Genomic DNA, 19,706 nt, shown 5'->3' with positions numbered 1-19,706 from the left:
ACGTAACAATCGTGCAGAGTGTATCGAACTGCTATGGATAACACCGTGGCTGGTGCAGTGGTTGAGGTTAAGGTTCGGCCAACAGGCACATAGGTGTCATCCTCGTGAGATTTTTTGTAGCTTGTTTTGTACCTTAGATTTTCTAAGTAGAAAAAAATAACAAAAAAGTACTTAGCGGACATTTGCCCGCCCGAGGAGAATTAAATCTTGCGATCACCGAAACAATCCGTCGGCAACAGTTACCTGAAGAAGGCTGGCGGTGCAGGGCTGGCCGCAGCCTTAGTTACCGGGGCTTTCATTATCATCCCGCAGGCTGCGTTCGCGGCTGCTGCTTTCCCTGACACAGGGATGTACGCCACTCAGTCGGGTGGTTCCAACATCGTCTCTGTTAATCTGGCCACGGGCACGACCTCACTTGTATTGCAAGTGCCAGGTGGAGTGACCGGGCTAAACCAAATTGGCCTCACCAACGACGGCAACAAGCTCCTGCTAACCAACGGCACCAGCATTTTCGAATACACGGCATCGACCGAGCTTTGGGAGACCACCGCCAGGGCAACCCCTGCGGTGCCCAACACCATGGGTGGAGTTAATCCCACCAACGGTATCTTCTACTTCGGCGGGCAAGCTGCTGGAGGCGGCAACAACTTCGTATTCAAGACATTCGACCCTGCAACGAACAAGCTTGCAACGACGACAATCCCCGTCACAGCGGACGCCCCTCCGGGCGGCAATGGTGACCTCGCATTCGACAGCCTCGGGAACATGTACTTCGTGGCCAGCAGTGCCGCGGCGGGTCAGATTTACCGTGTGGACGCAGGCCAACTGACCTCCAGTGGAGGAGCGGCTGTCAAAGTCGGCCCGCAAATCGCGACCGGTGTAGCGCTAAATTCCATGGCTTTTGCCAAAGATGGCTTCCTCTACGTCGCCGGCGGCGGAGCCAACGGCTTCCTCAGGGTCAACCCGGTCACCGGCCAGGTCCTTGAGAGAAAAACTCTTGACGTCGCCATCACCGACCTCGGCTCCCGGTCACTGCCGTTCACCGGTTCCGTCCAGGTTGAACTACCCGCGGAACGCATCAATGACACAGACCAGTTCACAGTTACTATCGGCGGTGGCGGAATCAGCACCGGCAACACAGTCACGACGACCGGCGACGATGAATCCAAGATTGTGGGCCCATTACTCATTCTTCCTGGTGAGACCTACACCGTCGAACAGACACCCGCCGGGACAACCAATCCAGCACTCTATGAGACTTCCTGGAAGTGCGTAGATCCTGCCACTGATGCAGTCATCGCCTCCGGCCCCGGCGCATCCGGGTCCTTTACCATTCCCAAAGGCGTGCAAAACGTCTCCTGCAGTTTCACCACGGCACCATACCCGGCCCCTAGTGCTGTGAAGGATGAGTCGCTGAATAATGTTCAGGGTTCTGCTGTGAAGGTTCCTGTGTTGGGTAATGACAAGGGCGACCTTGATCCGACCACGGTGAAGCTCTTTGACGGTGACGGTAAGCCGGTTTCCGAGCTTGTCGTACCGGGTGAGGGTACGTGGACTGTTGATCCTGTAACCGGTGCTGTGACGTTCACACCCGAGGCTGGCTTCTCCGGTAACCCGACTGATGTGACCTACCAGGTCACTGATGTGCGTGGAAACAACACCGAGGCAGCCGTGACTGTCACTTATGTTCCGGGGGCTGTGAAGGATGAGTCGCTGAATAATGTTCAGGGTTCTGCTGTGAAGGTTCCTGTGTTGGGTAATGACAAGGGCGACCTTGATCCGACCACGGTGAAGCTCTTTGACGGTGACGGTAAGCCGGTTTCCGAGCTTGTCGTACCGGGTGAGGGTACGTGGACTGTTGATCCTGTAACCGGTGCTGTGACGTTCACACCCGAGGCTGGCTTCTCCGGTAACCCGACTGATGTGACCTACCAGGTCACTGATGTGCGTGGAAACAACACCGAGGCAGCCGTGACTGTCACTTATGTTCCGGGGGCTGTGAAGCCGGTCACCCCGGCCCCGTCACCTGGAGCTGTCAGTTCTCCGCCTCCTGCCCCGGAAGCTAGCAACGGTCCTCTTGCCTCCACAGGTGTTCAGGCATTCGGCATTGGCATTGCGGGCCTTGCGTTAGTTCTGCTTGGCGGTGCCTTGCTGGTCATCCGGCGCCGTCGAACGCAGAGCTAGAGAACTAATCGCGGGGCGACCACAAGTGCCCAGTAAGTTCTCAGATTGTCCTTGTGGTCTTTAAAACGAAGTGGCCAACTGCCCTCATGAACTGCTCCCCGGAAGTTGGACTGATTAATTCAGATCATTACTTTCGGGGAGTTCTTCATGCATCCACATAGTTCATTGACTGCCGAGCAGCGGCTAGCTGCCGTCGATCTGTTTGAGGAAGGGTTTGGGTATCGCGCGGTATCCCCAAGGCTGGGAGTCAGCATGTCGGCTATCTGCAAGTTGGAGAGTCGGTTCAAGATCTGGGGTAGGGCAGCATTGGACAAGAAACCAACCAAGCAGGTGCATTCCTTTGAGTTCAAGCTGGCGGTTGTTCGACAATATCTCGACGGTGAGGTGACGCGGCAGGACCTTGCCCGGATGCATCAGCTCAGTTCCCTAGACCTCTTGCGAGCATGGATCCGCGCCTATCGGGACTATGGCGAGGAGGGCCTGCGCCCCAAGGCCAAGGGCCGACCCAAATCTGTGCCTGGGACCCCATCGGTCGAAGTCAGCGAGCTGGAGAAGCTACGCCGCGAGAACCAGCGTCTGCAGGCAGAGAACGCCTATCTAAAAAAAGTACAGGCCTTGAGGAACCAGACACCGCTCTGAAAGTCAGTGCCGTGATTGCCCTCGGTTGCGTCCCGTGGAGTGGTGGAGTTTTCCTCAACACCGTGCGGGTCAGTGCTTTGATTATGCTGCAGTGAGTTCTGGGAGCAAAATTCCTTCCTCGACCGGGTCAGGTGTTGTGGTGTTCATGGTTTTGAGTTCGGTCATTGAGGCCTCGGAGAGGTAGCGGCGGTCCCCGGCTTCCCATTCGTCGTGTTGCTCGACGAGGACGGCGCCGGCGAGCCGGAGCAGGGCCGCAGGGTTGGGGAAGGCCCCGACGACATCGGTTCGTCGTTTGATTTCCTTGTTGACCCGTTCCATGGGGTTGGTAGACCAGATCTGGCGCCAGTGCCTGGTCGGGAAACCGGTGAACGCGAGCACGTCTTCCCGGGCGTCGCCGAGCATTGCGGCGACTTTAGGATGGGACTTGTTCAGCATCCTCGTGACTTCATCGAACTGGGTATTCACGTGTTCGGCGTCGGGTTGGGCGAAGGCGGTGCGGATGATTGAGCCGACCATGTCCTGGGAACCCTTGGGCACGATCGAGAGTACGTTACGCATGAAATGCACCCGGCACCGCTGCCAGGAAGCGCCCTGGAAGACCGTGGCGATAGCCTTCTTCAAGCCTAGGTGGGCGTCGGAGATCGCCAGCTTCACTCCGTCGAGTCCACGGGTTTTCATGGAACGCAGGAACGCGGTCCAGAAACCTTCGTTCTCGCTGTCGCCAACATCGAAGCCAAGGACTTCCCGGCGCCCGTCCGCAGCCACCCCGAAAGCGACCACGACGGCTTGGGAGACGACCCGGTGCCCGACCCTGGCCTTGCAGTAGGGCGCATCGAGGAACACGTACGGGTAGTCCATGGCGGAGATGTCACGGTCACGGAAAGCACCGACTTCATGGTCCAGGTCCTCGCAGATCCGGGAGACTTCGGACTTGGAAATCCCGGTGTCGGCCCCGAGCGCCTTGACTAGATCGTCGACCTTGCGGGTGGAAACCCCGTGCAGATAGGCCTCCATCACCACGGCGTAGAGGGCCTGGTCAACGCGACGGCGCCGTTCGAGCAATGCAGGGAAGAACGATCCGTTCCGCAGCTTGGGGATCTTCAGGTTCAAATCCCCGGCTGTGGTCGTCAACGTCCTGGTTCGGGAGCCGTTTCGCTGGGTAGTGCGCGCCTCGGAGCGTTCGAAGGGGGCTACGTCTACTCTGCTGATCTATATCATCGGAGCAGGCAGCCAAGAAGCAGCCACCTCCCGTTCGCCCGAGGCGTCCCTTGGCAGAGCGAACTCGCTCGCCTCGATCAGCGCGCACTGGGCGGCGCTTGACCCTGAGGAGTGGATCTTCACCCGGAGTATGGCCTCACGCCTCCAAACCCACGATGATAGGTCAGAGTTCTTAGCGGGCGTCGACCTCATCCTCCATGGTCTCGCCGCCAAGTCACCTAGGTACATGGGCACCTCACATGGCCGCGAATAGGCAGTTTCAACTGGCCACCAGCAGCCTGGTGAGCTGATTCTTGTCAACGCACTATTGGCTGGCATCTTGGATGCGTGGCAGCCATCGATTCCGTTGAAGTAGCTGAGTGCGCATGCCATGGACGACGGCGGGATGGGAAGCCTTCGGGTCGATCCAACACGCACAGACCGCCATTTCGGGCGCCGTCCTGTACGCGAGTATTGCGTGCAAGTCTCCTATGGCTCCGAGGGAACGGGAGGATCACGATGCGCGGTTGGCCGTACCAGGGGCGAGGATTTCTTGGATTGCCGGGCCAACTAGTCTGATGACCGCCTCGGGGTCGGCCTCGGCTAGGAGGGGGACGCCGATGATGCGGCGGCTGGTGATGAGGCCCACGAGCATGGATGATGCGAGGCCGGCCCGCAACGCGCTTTCGGAGTCGTCGGCGATTCGCTCTCTCGCTCCATCGAGCAGCCGGGATTGGATGAAGTCCGCGAGTTGCTTGCTTGCGGTGTCGTTGACGATGGCTCCGCGCAGCATGACCATGAGGGGCTCCGACTCTTCCGGGGTTCCTTCCCAAGCCTGCAGATAAGCGCGGACCACACGCTCCCCAAGGCACTCGTCAGGGCCTTCGAAGGCCGTGTCGAACAAGGCAAGAACCATCGGGGGAATGGACATGACGGCGGCGAAAAGTGCGTCCTTTGATCCGAAAAATTGCATGACTTGGGATGCGTCGACGTCGGCATCTGTGGCGATGCTTCGAATGGTTGTGGTGGTGAATCCCTCGGTGGCAAATTGTCGTCGGGCTGCTTCGAGGATGGTGTTCCGGGTGCTCCCGCTGCCTGGGGGGCGTCCGCGCCGTCGCCCAGTAGAAGTCGATTTCTGCTTAGTCATGGCATCAATCTACCTCAGAAAAAGATTTATATAAACAACTGTTGATTTATTCTTTGGTCCGCCATACGCTAGGACCGGCACAACGATTCGTGTCCCGAACTAGTGATTTGAGGAGCTCACCATGAGCGCTGACCAGAAGATGTTCGTACCGTCCCAACCGCTGCCCCCTGAGCGGACTGGGCTGCTGACTGCCTATGACCCGGGCACCCGCACTCTGGCTGCGGGATATCAGATTGCCCCACAGTTCCGCCCGTTGCCAGTGGACATCGTGTTTGAGAAGGATGTCCCGGTAACCTTGCGGGACGGGGTGAAGATCCATGTGGATGTGTTCCGGCCCGTCGGCGCCGAGAAGGTTCCGGTCATTGTTGCCTGGAGCCCATATGGCAAGGGCCAGGGCACGTCTGCCAGTGTCATGGGCGTCTTCGGGCTTGTTGGGCTCGGCAACGATGCGGTGTCGGGGTTGGAGAAGTTTGAGGCCCCGGACCCGGCCTACTGGTGCGCCCAGGGTTACGCCATCGCCAATCCGGATATTAGGGGAGTGGTGGATTCCGAGGGTGACAGCGTGCTGTGGGACCGGCAAGAGGGGCGTGACTGCTACGACTTGATTGAGTGGCTGGCAGAGCAGGACTGGTGCTCCGGCAAGGTCGGCATGACCGGCACCTCATACCTGGCTGTGTCGCAGTGGTTCACTGCGGCGGAGCAGCCTCCCCACCTCGCGGCCATTAACCCCTGGGAAGGTGTCAGCGATGTCTACCGGGACTTGGTGTTACGCGGTGGCATGCCGGACACTGGCTTTGCTGCGATCCTGCAGAATGGGAGCTTCTGGGGAAAGAACCGGAAGGAGGACATCCTGGGGGAGGCTGAAGCCTTCCCTCTGATGACCGAGCTCTGGGAGAACAAGATACCGGACTTCGACCGGATCACCGTGCCAGCTTATGTTGTTGCCAGCTATTCAAATACCCTCCACACCGCCGGCACGTTCCGCGCCTGGCGACGGCTGGCCTCGGAGCAGAAATGGCTTCGCATCCACAACAGCCAGGAATGGCCCGACTACTATGACCCGGAAAACGTTGAGGATCTGCGCCGCTTCTTTGACCACTTTCTCAAGGGTGCAGACAACGGGTGGGAGCAGACACCGCCGGTGCGCTACTCCTTGCTTGACTTTGCCGGCGGTGACCAGGTTGCCGTCGCCGCCGACGCGTTCCCGCCGTCGGGGGTTACTTCAACTAAGTTCTACCTCGACGGCGGCTCCCGGGTGTTGACCCAGACACGGCCCGAACCGGATGCCGCGGCAATGTACGCCGTTGCTGGCAATCCGGATTTGGCATCCTTCGTGACCCGATTCGACCACGAGACCGTGATGGTGGGCTACCCGAAAGCGCATCTGTGGGTCGAGGCCCGCGGTGCTGATGACATGGACCTATTCGTTCTGGTGCAGAAACTCGATAAGTTTGGCACGCCTTTGCAGCAGTTCACCGCTCACAATCAAAGCGCGATGATTCACGACCTCACCGAACGCGGTGGCTCGATCCTGCGTTACAAGGGGTCCGACGGCCGACTCCGCGTCTCTCTGCGGAACTTGGATGCCGCCCAATCAACCTCCGACATCCCGGCGCATAGTTTCGACCGGGTTGAGAAGCTCACTCCGGAGCAGATCGTGGAGGTCGAGATTGACCTGCTTCCGATCGGGCTTGTTTTCCATCCGGGGGAGCAGCTCCGCTTTATTATTAGCGGTCGCAGCCTGCTGGGGCCGATGATGCCCGGAGCACGGGAGTATGTGCCCGCGAACAGTGGCATGCATGTCATTCACACAGGGGGAGACCATCCCTCCTATCTGCAGCTTCCCATCAAGGACAGCTGAAGCGCCCGGCTAAGCTGGTTGCATGACACCAGAGGACGATGCGCACTCCCGTTGGGAGCGCGCATCGTCCTCTCAAGACCGGGGCCATTTGCCCACACCCGATACCTGAATGAAGGCGAACATATGCCTCAGCGTTACAGCGACGAGTCCACCCGGCGCCGGGGCACACGATTCCAGCGACGGTCTGCCACCGAACTACCTCAGGCCGAGGTCTCCTCGTGCAGAACCCGATACATCGTCGACGGCCACCTTCGCCCCACACCGGAGCGCGTTGCCGTGGCCGAAGCCCTGCATTTTGCCGAAGCTGCCCCACACCGGATGGCGCTAACTCTTTTCCCCGCACCAACTCCGCAGGACATTAACGAACTTGCCGAGGCATGGGCCTTGCACCCGGTGCTTGTCGAAGACCTGCTGCACGCAGGCCAGCGTCCGAAGCTGGAACGCTACGGCGATGTCCTCTTCATGGTGGTGCGGTCTGCGCGATACGACGACGCTGCAGAGGATGTCGATTTTTCGGAGTTTCACGTTCTGGTTCGCCCCCACGCCATAGTTGTCCTTTGCCAGGACAAGCGGTGGATCGATGGGACCAGTGAGGCAACTATGTCCGGCGATCCGTCAGATCTTGCTGACCGCGACGGCCACACGCTCCTTGATGACGAATACTTGCTGAATTTGGGCCCTGAGGCGGTCGCTTACCGACTTTTGGACGCGATTGTTGACGGGTATACGCCGGTGCTGCGCGGTTTGGCCATTGACAAGGAACAAATTGAACGCCAGGTATTCAGCGGGGACGCCGCCGTTGCTGAACGCATTTACCGGCTGAGCCAGGAAGTCATCGACCTGCAGCACACAACTACCTCGATGGCAGATGTTCTCGCTGCACTTCGCCAAGGATTTGACCGCCACGAAGTTCCAGAACCACTGCAGGCCTACCTGCAAGACGTCGCGGACCACCTCACTCACGCCAGCACCCGCGTATCCGAACTTCGTGACGCCCTTTCGCAGATCCTCAGCGTGAACTCAACCCTCGTCGCCCAGCGGCAGAATGAGGACATGAAAAAGATCTCCGGCTGGGCGGCAATCCTCTTCGCACCCACCCTGATAGGGGCCATCTACGGCATGAATTTCGATGTCATGCCCGAGTTGCACTGGTCACTCGGCTACCCCTTGGCTGTGGGAGCGATGATCGCCTTGGCGGTCGGGCTGTACATTGTCTTCAAAACCAAAAAGTGGATGTAGGGGGTGTGAATCCCACCTTAATCCCCGGGTGGGGGTGTTGACAGTGTCAACACATTTCCTGTCGGACTGGTCCGGATTGGCTCGTACTGAGCCGTATTGCCGCGGTGTCCCGCCATTTCCCTTTGTTTGCAAGGGTTTAAAACACTTTCGAATCCCACCTTGGGCACGCTTAACGCCCTGTTGGCAGGGGGATTCAAGCACGAGGATGGCCTCCACCTTGGCTGATGGGCAGACTGCGCCCCAAGGTTGACAGGTGGGTCGATCCGATACAGCCTGTTGAGAACGATCCGTCACACCGGGTTGAGGCTTTGCAACAGAAGAAACCACAAGGAGATCAACCCATGAAGACCGCCATCCTCGGAACCGGCACTGTCGCGCGCACCATCGCTGCGCGGCTCGTCGAACTTGGGCACGATGTCACCATCGGCACTCGCGATGCCGAGGCCACACTGGCCCGCACCGAGGTCGACGCCATGGGCAACGCACCCTTCGCCGCTTGGTCTGCCGGGAATCCCGACGTGACCGTGGCCAGCTTCGCCAACGCCGCTTCCGGATCCGAACTCATCATCAATGCCACCAACGGCGGCGCCTCCCTGCATGTTCTGGCCCTTGTCGGTGCGGAGAATCTAAGCGGCAAGGTCATTCTCGACCTCGCCAACCCCCTCGATTTCAGCCACGGCATGCCCCCGACCCTGTTCGTCAAGGACACTGATTCCCTCGGTGAACAGATCCAGCGTGCCTTCCCCGCCGCCCGCGTCGTGAAGTCCCTCAACACACTCAATGCGGACCTCATGGTCCACCCTGACCAACTTTCGGAGTCCAGCACGGTCTTCGTTTCCGGGAACGACGCCGATGCCAAGCACACCGTTACCGCGCTCCTAGAGGACTTCGGCCACCGGGATGTCATCGACCTCGGTGACATCACCACCGCCCGGGGTACCGAAATGCTCCTGCCCGTCTGGCTCCGCCTCTGGGGCGCACTCGGCACACCTGCCTTCAACTTCAAAATTGTCCGCTGACCCGTAACGGATCGCTGCGGCACGGAGCCGACGCATTCGACGCCCTCAATGACGGACACCAGGATGCCCGGCGGGGCGAGACCCTGGAACGGACCGGCGTCATGGCTCTCTTGCAAATCAGCGCGTGGTTTTGAGTCCTAAGGCAGGCCTGAGCGCCCCCATCGAAAAGCTCCACCCGCAGCTAGCAGCCACAACCGCATAGACAACGCCATGATGGCACCGTGGGCATGACACGACCCTGTCTGCACCGCGTGGCCGTCTGCAGGCGTGACTGTGAGTGTCACAGCTCGGCAATGATGAGTTTCTTCATGTCGAGCATCCGGGCAAAGGCCCCCGGGTGCTGCATGAGCTCGCCCATATTCTGCGGCACGATTTGCCAGCTCACGCCGTAGCGGTCCACCACCCAGCCACATTGTTCGGCCTCGGGCACGCTGGATAGTGCTTCCCACAACCGGTCGATCTCGTCCTGATCTGCGCAGGAAATTTCCAGTGACAGCCCTGGTGTAAACGTGAAATCGTGATCGGTGCCGCCATCCATGCCGGAGAACCATTGCCCGGCAAGTTGGAATTCGGCGAACATGATGCCGTTTGCTTCGTCCGGGTGGGGCATGACCATGCCGGTGCCTGAATCCGGAATAAGCCCGGTATAGAGCTCGATTGCCTGCTGGGCCTGGGCGACGGGTCCGGTGAAGAGGAACTGTGGAATCACTAGCGGCCGCCGCTCTCCTGCGGGGTCGCTCAACATCAGCTGCCAGTTCACCCCGAAGCGGTCTTCGACCCAGCCATAGAGCTTGCTGAACGGATACTCGCCTAACTCCATGCGCACCTGCCCGCCTTCTGCGAAGACCTCCCAAATGCTCTGGATACGGGTGCGTGCCTCATCCTCGCCGCCGTCGAACAGGAGCGGATCCATGTTCAAAATGAACGAGATGGCAGGTGTTGGGCGGAACTCATGTCCGGCATTGATGAGGCGGATCTGGTAACCGCTGACGGTCACATCCACGACGAGGGGCTGCCCTGCAAAATCGCGTTGGAAGTCCAGCAAGCCTTCTGTTGGATAGTTCATGGTTGTCTCGGCTGACGTTTGCGGAAGCACCGCAGAGTAGAACTCTCCGACCTCCACCGCGTTGCCTTGACACCATACGTTGGGCACAATCCGTTGCATGATTCCTCCTCGAAGTGACTCATTTCAGCATGTCACGGCTGTCCATGGCCTTCAATAGATTTGAAGGCGGTGATACCGCCTTCGTTAAGCGTTGACGGCTCTCGCAGCCTGCGGGGAAACGTGAGTCGAGATCTTGAGCAGGACAACCGCGAGTATGCAGAGGCCCGCCAGGGTCGCGGCCGCGGCGATCACGGCCGTGCTCAGGGTTCCCGAGGTGGCAAGCGCACCGACTCCGATGGCCGTAGCTGCTTGGAAAACGTAAGCGATGAGGTAGAGCAACGAGAGCGTTGCCCCTCGGTGGCGTTCGGGTGCGACGCTGTTGATGAGGCCGAGCCCGCCGGTGAAGGCCAGGGAATAGGCGCTGCCACCCACAAGACACCAGCTCAAAAACAGGACGCTTGATCCAAACATGCTTGCGCCAACCATCAGGGCCAGGCTGATGACCGTCAGCACGGCCCCGGCCCACACTTGGGAGCGGGCCGAAACTCGCACCGCCAGCAGTGCTGTAAGGCAGATCGCCACAGACGAACTTGCCAGGAGCGAACCGATGATCGCCCGGTTGTCTGTCTGGGCGAATTGGGCGATCATGTGCGCTCCAAGGGAAAGGAAGATCGCGCCCATGGAAAAGGCAAGTGCCACCGACAGTGTGGCGATCAGGAAACTCATCCTGATTCCGTGCGGAACCTTGGGGGACTGGGGGCGCCACCGCTGCCGAACCTCGGGCCGGTCGCCCGGGGTCATGAGCAGGGCCGCCGTCGTTGCGATAGCCAGGACCAGCAGGACGATGTAGCTCAACACCAAGGGCAGCGGCGCATATTGTGCCATCAGTCCGCTGGCCAAGAGGGCCATGGTGAGCCCTGTCGCTGTCGCAACTGTCGCCGTCGTACTGGCAAAGCGTGGGTTGATTCTGGGATTGTTCTCAATCAGCGACACTGTTGCTGCTCCCATGGCCAGCCCGGAACCAATGCCCTGCAGCGCCCTGCCGGCGAACAGGAAGCCGACGTTTGGTGCGACGGCGAACAGCAACGTGGAGAGCGCAATGAGCGTGACTCCGCCGATCATGACCATGCGACGTCCGTAGAGGTCAGAGAGGTTGCCGAAGAGCGGCAACACCACGATGAGGGCCAGGGGATAGGTGGCGAAAACGCTGGTCATCACCACCGGGGCCAGATCCCATTTTTCGGCGTAGGTGGGGTACAGCGTACTCGGGGCTCCGGAGGACCAAAGCACCAGAGCGAGCACGGATGCAGCGGCCAAGAATGCACCTTGCTGTCCTAGCTGTCCCCGCCTGCGCGCCGGTAGCTGATTCTCGCTGGGACCTTGGCGACTCACTGTGCAGGGCCTTTTTGGATGATGAGGCAGGTGCTTGATGCGGTGGCCAGCACACGGCCCTCGCTGTCGCGGATGTCGGCCTCTGCGAAGGATGCGCTCTTGCCGCGGCGGGTGACCCAGCCGTGGGCGGTGACGGTTCCCGTTTCAGCGGTGATGGGCCGGAGGAAGGACACCTTGATCTCCAGGCTGGTGTAGCCCACTCCTGCCGGGAGCGTGCTGTGCACGGCACAACCGCAGGCCGAATCAAGGACGGTGGCAAAGAATCCTCCGTGAATCGAGCCGATGGGGTTGTAGTGGGATTCATCCGGTTGCGCGGTCATCACCACGTCGCCCTCTGAGACCGAAATGAACTCCAGCCCGATGTGGCTGCTAATGGGTGGCGGCGACACTGTCCCGTCAACGAGTGCACGCAACTGCTCGAGTCCAGTCCGCTCAAACAGCGTCTTCTTGTCCGCTTCCGGGCTTTGGTAGTGGATGGTGCGCGAACGGTTCGTCGGCACCTCAGGCTGTGGAGTCACGGGCTATCCTTCGGTTTCTCGAAACAGGGAGTGGATGCCAAGGCGACAAGAGCCATTCACCTGGCCGGACGGGCTGGATCAACCATACCGAGGCTAAATTGGCTATGGCAACCCAGCTATAACAATTCGGGTTGAAGAGTGGCAGGAATCCTGCCGATGAACTGATGCGGCAGCCGGGCAATCATTGCTGCTGGATTGGTTGTGCAGATTCAAGCTACGGTTGGAACATGCCTCGTAAGTCAGCAACTCTCATGAACGCACTCGACAGCCAGTGCGGTATTGCCAGATCACTTGGCGTCCTTAGTGATTCCTGGAGCTTTCTCCTGCTCCGTGAGGCGCTCCTGGGGAAACGCACCTTTGCGCAGTTCCGGGACTCCCTGGGCATCGCCAGTGACGTGCTCAGTACGCGGCTAAACACACTCGTGGAACACGGCGTCTTGGAGAAGGTTCCCTATCAAGAGCAAGGCCAACGGACGCGTGATGCCTACGAGCTGACTGCGGCCGGCAATGAACTCAAGCTGGTGCTCGTGGCCATGCAGCAGTGGGGAGAAGCCAATGTTCCTCGCGGGCCAGGGGTGAGCATGCTTCCCGTGACGCGGGCCGGCCAAGAACTTGTGCGAGCGGTCCTGGTCGATGCCAGCGGCGTGAACGTGCGGCACGAGGACGTGGATTTTATTCGCGTCAGCGACACTGATGCGGCACAAGCACCGGCACCGTGCTGATCGCCGTTCGAACCCGGCGGCCCGGCCTTCGAGTTGGGATCGGGCAGTTCGACGGCGTCTGCGCGGCGGGTGGTGGCGGACTAATCGTGGTCGGGTCTGGACACGTCAACAGTGCCGACTTCATTCAGCACAGCCTTCAGGGCCGCGCTTGAATCGCTGCGGCGCCAAGCTGCCCGCAGATGGACGTCTGCGGTGGAGCCTTCGAGTGGAACAAACACCACATGCGGATCGGTCGCTTGGGCGGCCACGGAAGCAAGGGTCAAGTGGCACCCAACCTCGGCGCTAACCAGTGCGAGGGCCGTCTGCGTGTCCGGGGCCACCTGGACTATGTCGGCGAGGAATCCGGCGTCGTGTGCCATTCGCCGAAGCCGATCTGGCAGTACCGCCCCCTCGAAAGGGATGAGCGAGATGAAACTGTCGCCGGCGAGTTGGGCAATCGTCAGCCGGTCGGCACCGGCAAGCGGGTGGGTGTCCGGCATTGCAACGACCAACGAGTCCTGCAAGACCACTCGGCTGGCGACCTCGGCCGGGATGACATCCCACCGGCCCAGTGCGATGTCAGTTTCCCCCTGCAGCAATTTCTTCAAGGCAGGCAGGGCGAAGTTCTGGCTCGACAGCTCCAGCTGGATCCCTGGCCGGTTCGATTTCACCTGCCGGGCGAGCCGGGCAACCAGCTGATGGGTGGACACGCCCGCAAAAGCGATCCGGACCAGTCCCGCCTCACCGTTCTCGACCGAGCGGACGGCCTCTTCGGCCCGGCGGAGAGCCTCGACGACCTCTGTGGCCGGACCAATCAAGGCCTGTCCGCTGGGCGTGAGCTTCACTGAACGGGTGTTGCGATCGAGGAGGCGCGTCCCGAGCTCTGTCTCAAGTTGTTTGATGATGCGGCTCAATGGGGGCTGGGCAATGTGCAGCCGGAGGGCGGCACGGCCGAAGTGAAGCTCCTGTGCTACGGCCAAGAAGGCCTTCAACTGGCCAATGTCCATGTGTCTCCTTGTCCCGAAATTATTGATCCAACGGTATCACCGGGCTGCGTCATGTTCAGGGGACGGTAATAATCGTTGGTCATGGATAAGGATCAGGCGGTCATTTAGTTCCAGTCGTAGAAGCCCCGGCCGGTCTTGCGCCCCAGTTCCGCCGCGGCCACCTTGTCGCGGAGGATCTGGGGCGGAGCAAATCGATCGCCCAGGGTCTCCTGAAGGTATTCGGCGATATTGAGACGCACGTCGAGCCCAACAATATCCGTTGTGCGAAGCGGGCCGACCGGGTGTTTGTAGCCCAGCACCATGGCGTTGTCGATGTCTTCCGCGCTGGCCACACCCTCCTCCAGCATTCTCATCGCCTCCAGCGCAATAGCCACACCAAGGCGTGAGGAGGCGAAACCTGGCACGTCGCGCACGACGATGGCGGTCTTGCCCAGTCCGGAGACCCAGCGCCGGGCAGCGGCGACCGTTTCCTCGGAGGACTTCTCAGCAACAACTACCTCGATGAGGGTTGACGCCGGCACAGGGTTGAAGAAATGTAGGCCAAGGAACTGTTCCGGTCTCGCCAGCGATGTGGCAAGCCCGCTGACCGACAGGGAAGAAGTGTTGGTCGCCAAATAGGCGTGCGGCGAAAGGTGTTTAGCCACGGCGGTGAGTGCTGCCGTCTTGAGCTTCTGATCCTCGGGCACGGCTTCAACGACAAGATCGCACTGTGCAAAATGGGCGTAGTCGAGGCTCACGCTAAACCTTGCGATGACCTCATGTTCCTCGCCATCCACGACGCCGCGGGCGAACGACGCCGCAACGGCCGCAGCTACACGGTCCTCAGCGCCCTGGGCGGCCTCGTCATTGCGCTCGACGACGATGACTTTCGAGCCCTTGAGGAGGAAAGCGTGGGCAATGCCGGCACCCATGCGGCCGCCGCCCAGCACGCCGACCGTTGCAGGAAAACTCAGGGATGGGCTGGGGGGTGTTGCTTCGACTGTATTCGTCACGTGTTGTTCTTCCTGTCGAGGAATTGTTGCATGCGATCAAACTTCGCGGGGGATTCGAAGAGGATGCCTTGGGCGAGCGTGTCGATGAGCGGATGGGATTCCCGCGGAGCATGGAACACGGCCTTGGTCAGGCGCACTGCGAGAAAGTCTTGCCGGGCGATGCGGTCGGCCAGCGCGTGCGCCGCGTCGAGGAGGCCGTCGGATTCAACGAGCTCAGTAATGAGCCCAGCCGCCAGACATTCGGCGCCGGTCAGGGTCCGCCCGGCCAGGAGCATTTCCTTGGCCAGGGGCTCCCCGACGAGCTCGCGAAGTCGCCACGTGGCACCTGCCGCGGCAAGAATACCGAGCCCGGCTTCGGGGTTGCCCATGCGGAGGTTCGCCGTGCCGATGCGGAAATCGGCCGCGTAGGCAAGCTCGCCGCCGCCGCCCAGGGCGAAGCCGTCGAGTGCGGCGATGACGGGCATGGGAAGTTTGGCAATCCTCTCAAACAACGAGGAATTGATCCCGGCCAACGCATCATCACGACGGCGGTCACGGAGTTGGGCGATATCGGCACCAGAGGCGAAAAATGCTTTGGTTTCAGTCTCCGGGTCCGCCGGTGTGCCCGTGAGAATCAGGATTCTGGGCGTCGCCTCCAGATCCGCGCACACGGCATGCAACTCTTGCACCATGGTGGCATCGATGGCGTTGCGCACCTCCGGCCGGTCCAGGCGAATCAGCACACGGTCCTGGCGCTCGGTGATGATGAGCGTGGTGAAGTCTTGGACGCCGAGGTTACTTTGAGAGCTCATTACACGCCTTCCAGCAGGAGGGCGGTTCCCTGGCCCACGCCAACGCACATAGTTGCCAGTCCAATCTTGCGGCCGCGGGTGGCCAGCTCGCGCTCCATCCGCCCCAGCAGAGTCACGACCAGCCGGGACCCGGAGGAGCCGAGCGGGTGGCCGAGGGCGATAGCGCCGCCGTCGGCATTCACAATCTCCGCATCCAGCTTCAACTCCCGCATGACCGCCAGCGATTGTGAGGCGAAAGCCTCGTTAAGTTCGACGGCGCCCAGGTCACCGACATGCAACCCGGCGCGTTCCAACACCTTCCGCGTTGCAGGCACCGGACCGATCCCCATGAGCTCCGGGGCCACTCCGGCTGAGCCGCCCTCCAGAATCCGGGCCCGAGGCGTCAACCCATACTTCCTAATGGCGGCCTCGGAAGCGACGATGATTGCCGAGGCTCCGTCATTAAGCGTGGAGGCATTTCCGGCCGTCACCACGGAACCACCTTTGACCACGGGTCGTAGTCCGGCGAGGACCTCCAAGGTGGTCCCCGGCCGGGGACCCTCGTCGGTTTCCACCACGGTTACGGCTCCCTTGCGTCCTTGGACATTCACGGGAACGATCTCCTCCGCAAACCGCCCGGCAGCAATCGCCTCCAACGCGCGTTCGTGCGACCGGACGGCAAAGGCGTCGCAGTCAGCCCGCGAGGTTCCGAATACCCGTGCCACTTCCTCTGCCGTCTCGGGCATCGAGAACGCGGCCTTGCCGCCACGGCTGAGCTCGCCGTCGAGGAACGAGGGATTCGTAAAACGCCAGCCGATCGAGGTGTCGAAAACGGCACCGGGCTTGGCGAAAGCCTTGTCTGGCTTCTCCATGACCCAAGGGGCCCGGCTCATCGATTCCACCCCGCCGGCAACCACAATGTCCGCGGCCCCTGCCTTGATCATGTGGCTTGCCATGATGATGGCCGACAGGCCCGAGGCGCACAGCCGGTTGACAGTAATTCCAGGAACGCTGTCCGGATAGCCATTCAACAGCCACGCCATACGGGCAACGTTGCGGTTCTCCTCACCGGCACCATTGGCGTTGCCCAGGATCACCTCATCCACAGTGGCAGGATCAATGCCTGCACGTTCGACGGCGGCGCGTACCGTGAGTGCCGCGAGGTCATCGGGGCGCACCGAAGATAGGGAACCGCCATAGCGGCCCACGGGCGTCCGCGCTCCGCCGATCAGGAAGGCCTCAGTCATGACATTTCCTTGTCTCTAGAACTTGTTGCTCGGGCCAGGGTTCGGGACGTGGGCCCATGGTTCACTTAAAGGCCGAGATTCCGGTGATGTCACGGCCCACTATAAGTGCCTGCATGGAATCGGTGCCTTCATACGTAGATACCACTTCCATGTCCGTCATGTGCCGTATGACGTGATTTTCCAGCAGCAACCCGTTGCCGCCCAGCAGATCGCGGGCTTCACTGCAGATCCACTTGCCCTTTTGGGCTGTGGCCATCTTGACCATTGAGGCCTGTGCGTTGGTGAGCTGGCCACGGTCCGCCAGTTCGGCCATCCGGGTGCACAACAACTGCATGACCGTGAGCTCGCTGAGCATGTTCGCCAGCCGTGATTGCACCAACTGGTAGGACCCGATGGGTTTGCCGAACTGGTGCCGCGTGCGGGCGTAGTCGGAGGCGATTTCGAAGGTCGCCATGCCGTGGCCCACGGCCTCCCAGGCAGCCCCGCCTCGGGTTGCCTGCAGGACCCGCGACACATCACGGAAGTCGTGGCAGCCATCGAGCCTGTTGGCCGCCGGCAATCGCATTTCATCGATAGTGATGTCCGCCTGAAGGATTGCGCGCTTGCCCACCTTGCCGGTGATGACGGTGGGGGAGTACCCGTCGGGGTACAGGCCCTTGGCATCCTTTTCGACGACGAACGCGTTGACGTTGCCGTCCTCGGTGTTCCGGGCAAACAGTACTGTGACATCTGCTGCGTGGCCGTTGCCTATCCAGCGCTTGTGACCGCTGATGACCCACTGCTCACCGTCGCGCCGCGCCTGTGTCTCCAGGGCGACAGAATCCGAACCGTGGTCAGGTTCGGTTAGGGCAAACGCCCCGGTTTTTTCTATCCGGGCCAAGGCCGGAAGCCAGCGTTGCCGCTGCTCCTCGCTGCCGAGAATATTGAGGGCACCCATGCACAGGTTGGAGTGGACGCCGAGGAAGGTGTTGAGGCTGCCGTCAGCCCGGGCCATTTCGCGGGCCACCATGCCGGCGGCCTTACGGCTCATTCCCGGGCATCCATAGCCTTGGATGGTGGTGCCGATGATGCCCAACGCTGCCAGCGGCTCCAGAAGTTCGGTGGGGAATTCGGACTTTTCCCAGTACTCATTGATGATGGGCATGACTTGCTGTTCGGCGAAGTCGCGGACTTTGTTCCGGATCAAGACTTCGTCAGGGGTGAGGTCATCATCCAGACGGAAGTAGTCGGACATGGTTGTTTGTTGATCAGCTACAGAGGTCACTTTTGGATGGCTCCTTCTAGAGCTTGATTGAACTTTTGCGGTGGGTTGTGCTTTCTGCTCCGGGGGAGGTCCTGCGGAGCCAGGCGAGGATCGGCTCACGGTGTCCGTCATGATCTGGCGGAACCATGTCGTAGCTGACGGGTGTCTCCGAGAACGTGATGGGGTTGCGGATCCCCGGCAGCGCATCGGCGCCCTGACCTACTTCTACAACCGGATCCAGGCCGATGCGTTGGGCGAATTCAAGTCCCTGACGCACGTCGTTGATGGGTGCACAAGGGATTTGGGCTGCTGTGAGTACTGCGAACCATTCGGTGGAACTGCGGTTGCTCAGGGCCTCGAGTAACAAGGGCCTGAGGAGATGTCGGTTCAGGCTGCGCTGGGGGGCCGCTGCGAATCTGTCATCCTCGCCCAAAGCGGGCGTGCCCAGGGCCTGACACAGCCTGCGGAACTGGGGGTCGTTTCCGATGGCGATGACAATATCACCATCGCCGGTGGCCATTGGCTCATAGGGGTAGATGCTGGGGTGTTCGTTTCCGAGCCTCGTGGGTACTGTGCCGCTCAGCAGATAGCCGGCCGTCTGGTTCACCATGCCTGACAGTGCCGATGACATCAGGTTAACCTCGATCCGTTGGCCTTTCCCGCTGCGCTGGCGTTCCTGGAGTGCGGCTAAGATTCCGATGGCAGTATGCAGGCCTGTCATCACGTCAAAGACGGCCACACCGGATCTATAGGCGGGGGTATCAGGTGAGCCCGTCACGCTCATCAGCCCGGACAAGGCTTGGACGAGGAGATCGTATCCGGGCAGCGAGGCGCCACCGGCCGTGCCGAAACCCGTGATGGAGGCATAGATTACTGCGGGATTTCTGGCGGCTACGGAATCGTAATCCAGCCCAAACGGGTTCAGCCCGTTGGGTTTGAAGTTCTCAACTACAACATCCGCCCGCTGGGCAATTGCTTGTGCAATGCCCCGATCCGCAGGATCCTTGAGATCCAAGGCGATCGATCCCTTGTTGCGGTTGACGGAGAGGTAATACGTTGACTCTCCGTTGCGTACGGGAGGCCGCCAGTCCCGGGTTTCGTCGCCGCCTGGACTTTCAATCTTCACCACGGTGGCACCCATATCGGCCAACAGCATGGTGCAGTAGGGTCCGGCCAGCACGCGTCCAAAGTCCGCCACGAGCAGCCCGGACAAGGGGCCGGTGCCGGTACGGCCGAACAGATCGGACTCGAGATGGACTCCGGGCGCGATGAAATCTGCGTCCGGCAGGGCCTTGTCGGTGGGGTGCGGTTCAAGCGTCACGGTACTCCTCGGAATCTTCGTTGATGCCTTAACTTTCGCAGTTGAATTACTTTCAGTCCAATACTTATTGGGACATCCATTGATGTAAATAGAGGAATAATAAAAGTGTTTTCTTAACTCATTT

The 19,706-nt window shown here is 60.6% G+C and carries 16 protein-coding genes and 1 pseudogene; 6 read left to right on the top strand and 11 right to left on the bottom strand.

The features are described from left to right. Positions 1-207: 207 nt before the first annotated feature. The gene (locus tag CVS27_RS11575) at positions 208-2,184 is read left to right on the top strand and encodes an Ig-like domain-containing protein (protein WP_103465906.1); all 1,977 of its coding nucleotides are present in this window, start codon (positions 208-210) and stop codon (positions 2,182-2,184) included. A 147-nt stretch (positions 2,185-2,331) separates the two neighbouring features. Beyond that, positions 2,332-2,823, top strand: a complete 492-nt coding sequence (locus CVS27_RS11570; protein ID WP_103465905.1) for a helix-turn-helix domain-containing protein — start codon at positions 2,332-2,334, stop codon at positions 2,821-2,823. 81 nt (positions 2,824-2,904) lie between these two features. Here CVS27_RS11570 and CVS27_RS11565 read toward each other — a convergent pair. Together CVS27_RS11565 and CVS27_RS11560 are read right to left on the bottom strand one after the other, a co-directional pair. Then, positions 2,905-4,008: pseudogene (locus CVS27_RS11565) on the bottom strand (IS256 family transposase); the annotation flags it as partial. Between the two features lie 526 nt (positions 4,009-4,534). Next, entirely contained in the window at positions 4,535-5,167 is a 633-nt protein-coding gene (locus tag CVS27_RS11560) for a TetR/AcrR family transcriptional regulator (RefSeq protein WP_103465904.1), read from the bottom strand. Between the two features lie 121 nt (positions 5,168-5,288). Here CVS27_RS11560 and CVS27_RS11555 point away from each other — a divergent pair, with 121 nt between their 5' ends. The 3 genes from CVS27_RS11555 to CVS27_RS11545 all read left to right on the top strand — a co-directional run bounded on the left by CVS27_RS11555 (position 5,289) and on the right by CVS27_RS11545 (position 9,286). Next, positions 5,289-7,028 carry a CocE/NonD family hydrolase gene (locus CVS27_RS11555; protein WP_103465903.1) on the top strand — a complete coding sequence of 580 codons (1,740 nt, stop codon included), beginning with the start codon at positions 5,289-5,291 and terminating at the stop codon, positions 7,026-7,028. 123 nt (positions 7,029-7,151) lie between these two features. After that, on the top strand, positions 7,152-8,267 hold the full coding sequence (locus CVS27_RS11550; protein ID WP_103465902.1) for a magnesium and cobalt transport protein CorA: 1,116 nt from the start codon (positions 7,152-7,154) through the stop codon (positions 8,265-8,267). Positions 8,268-8,608: 341 nt separating this feature from the next. Then, positions 8,609-9,286 carry an NADPH-dependent F420 reductase gene (locus tag CVS27_RS11545; protein ID WP_103465901.1) on the top strand — a complete coding sequence of 226 codons (678 nt, stop codon included), beginning with the start codon at positions 8,609-8,611 and terminating at the stop codon, positions 9,284-9,286. Positions 9,287-9,566: 280 nt separating this feature from the next. On the opposite strand, the gene CVS27_RS11540 is transcribed toward CVS27_RS11545, so the two are convergent. The 3 genes from CVS27_RS11540 to CVS27_RS11530 form a co-directional block, all read right to left on the bottom strand. Continuing rightward, positions 9,567-10,451, bottom strand: a complete 885-nt coding sequence (locus CVS27_RS11540; protein ID WP_103465900.1) for a VOC family protein — start codon at positions 10,449-10,451, stop codon at positions 9,567-9,569. An 84-nt stretch (positions 10,452-10,535) separates the two neighbouring features. Further along, positions 10,536-11,708, bottom strand: a complete 1,173-nt coding sequence (locus CVS27_RS11535) for an MFS transporter (RefSeq protein ID WP_243400152.1) — start codon at positions 11,706-11,708, stop codon at positions 10,536-10,538. A 71-nt stretch (positions 11,709-11,779) separates the two neighbouring features. After that, positions 11,780-12,301: a PaaI family thioesterase gene (locus CVS27_RS11530; protein WP_243400151.1), complete on the bottom strand. Its 522-nt coding sequence runs from the start codon at positions 12,299-12,301 to the stop codon at positions 11,780-11,782. 227 nt (positions 12,302-12,528) lie between these two features. On the opposite strand from CVS27_RS11530, the gene CVS27_RS11525 reads away from it, so the two are divergent. Then, the gene (locus CVS27_RS11525) at positions 12,529-13,023 is read left to right on the top strand and encodes a winged helix-turn-helix transcriptional regulator (RefSeq protein ID WP_207767514.1); all 495 of its coding nucleotides are present in this window, start codon (positions 12,529-12,531) and stop codon (positions 13,021-13,023) included. Between the two features lie 80 nt (positions 13,024-13,103). On the opposite strand, the gene CVS27_RS11520 is transcribed toward CVS27_RS11525, so the two are convergent. The 6 genes from CVS27_RS11520 to CVS27_RS11495 form a co-directional block, all read right to left on the bottom strand. Beyond that, positions 13,104-14,009 carry a LysR substrate-binding domain-containing protein gene (locus CVS27_RS11520; protein WP_103465898.1) on the bottom strand — a complete coding sequence of 302 codons (906 nt, stop codon included), beginning with the start codon at positions 14,007-14,009 and terminating at the stop codon, positions 13,104-13,106. 104 nt (positions 14,010-14,113) lie between these two features. Next, a complete protein-coding gene (locus tag CVS27_RS11515; RefSeq protein WP_103465897.1) occupies positions 14,114-15,001 on the bottom strand; it encodes a 3-hydroxyacyl-CoA dehydrogenase family protein in 888 nt (295 codons plus the stop codon). Then, entirely contained in the window at positions 14,998-15,792 is a 795-nt protein-coding gene (locus CVS27_RS11510) for an enoyl-CoA hydratase/isomerase family protein (RefSeq protein WP_103465896.1), read from the bottom strand. The genes CVS27_RS11515 and CVS27_RS11510 overlap by 4 nt, the downstream gene beginning before the upstream one ends. Beyond that, positions 15,792-17,018, bottom strand: coding sequence for an acetyl-CoA C-acyltransferase (locus CVS27_RS11505; protein WP_103465895.1), 1,227 nt, complete (start codon positions 17,016-17,018; stop codon positions 15,792-15,794). The genes CVS27_RS11510 and CVS27_RS11505 overlap by 1 nt, the downstream gene beginning before the upstream one ends. Positions 17,019-17,079: 61 nt before the next feature. Further along, the gene (locus tag CVS27_RS11500; protein WP_306418492.1) at positions 17,080-18,282 is read right to left on the bottom strand and encodes an acyl-CoA dehydrogenase family protein; all 1,203 of its coding nucleotides are present in this window, start codon (positions 18,280-18,282) and stop codon (positions 17,080-17,082) included. A 16-nt stretch (positions 18,283-18,298) separates the two neighbouring features. Then, positions 18,299-19,582 (bottom strand): CaiB/BaiF CoA transferase family protein, encoded by a 1,284-nt coding sequence (locus CVS27_RS11495; protein WP_306418491.1) that lies wholly within the window; start codon positions 19,580-19,582, stop codon positions 18,299-18,301. Between the last annotated feature and the right edge of the window lie 124 nt (positions 19,583-19,706).

Origin of the sequence: Arthrobacter glacialis (assembly GCF_002909445.1) — a bacterium.
Taxonomy (GTDB): Bacteria; Actinomycetota; Actinomycetes; order Actinomycetales; family Micrococcaceae; genus Specibacter; species Specibacter glacialis.
Note: the sequence above shows the minus strand (reverse complement) of the source record. Positions and strands in the feature narration are given on the sequence as shown.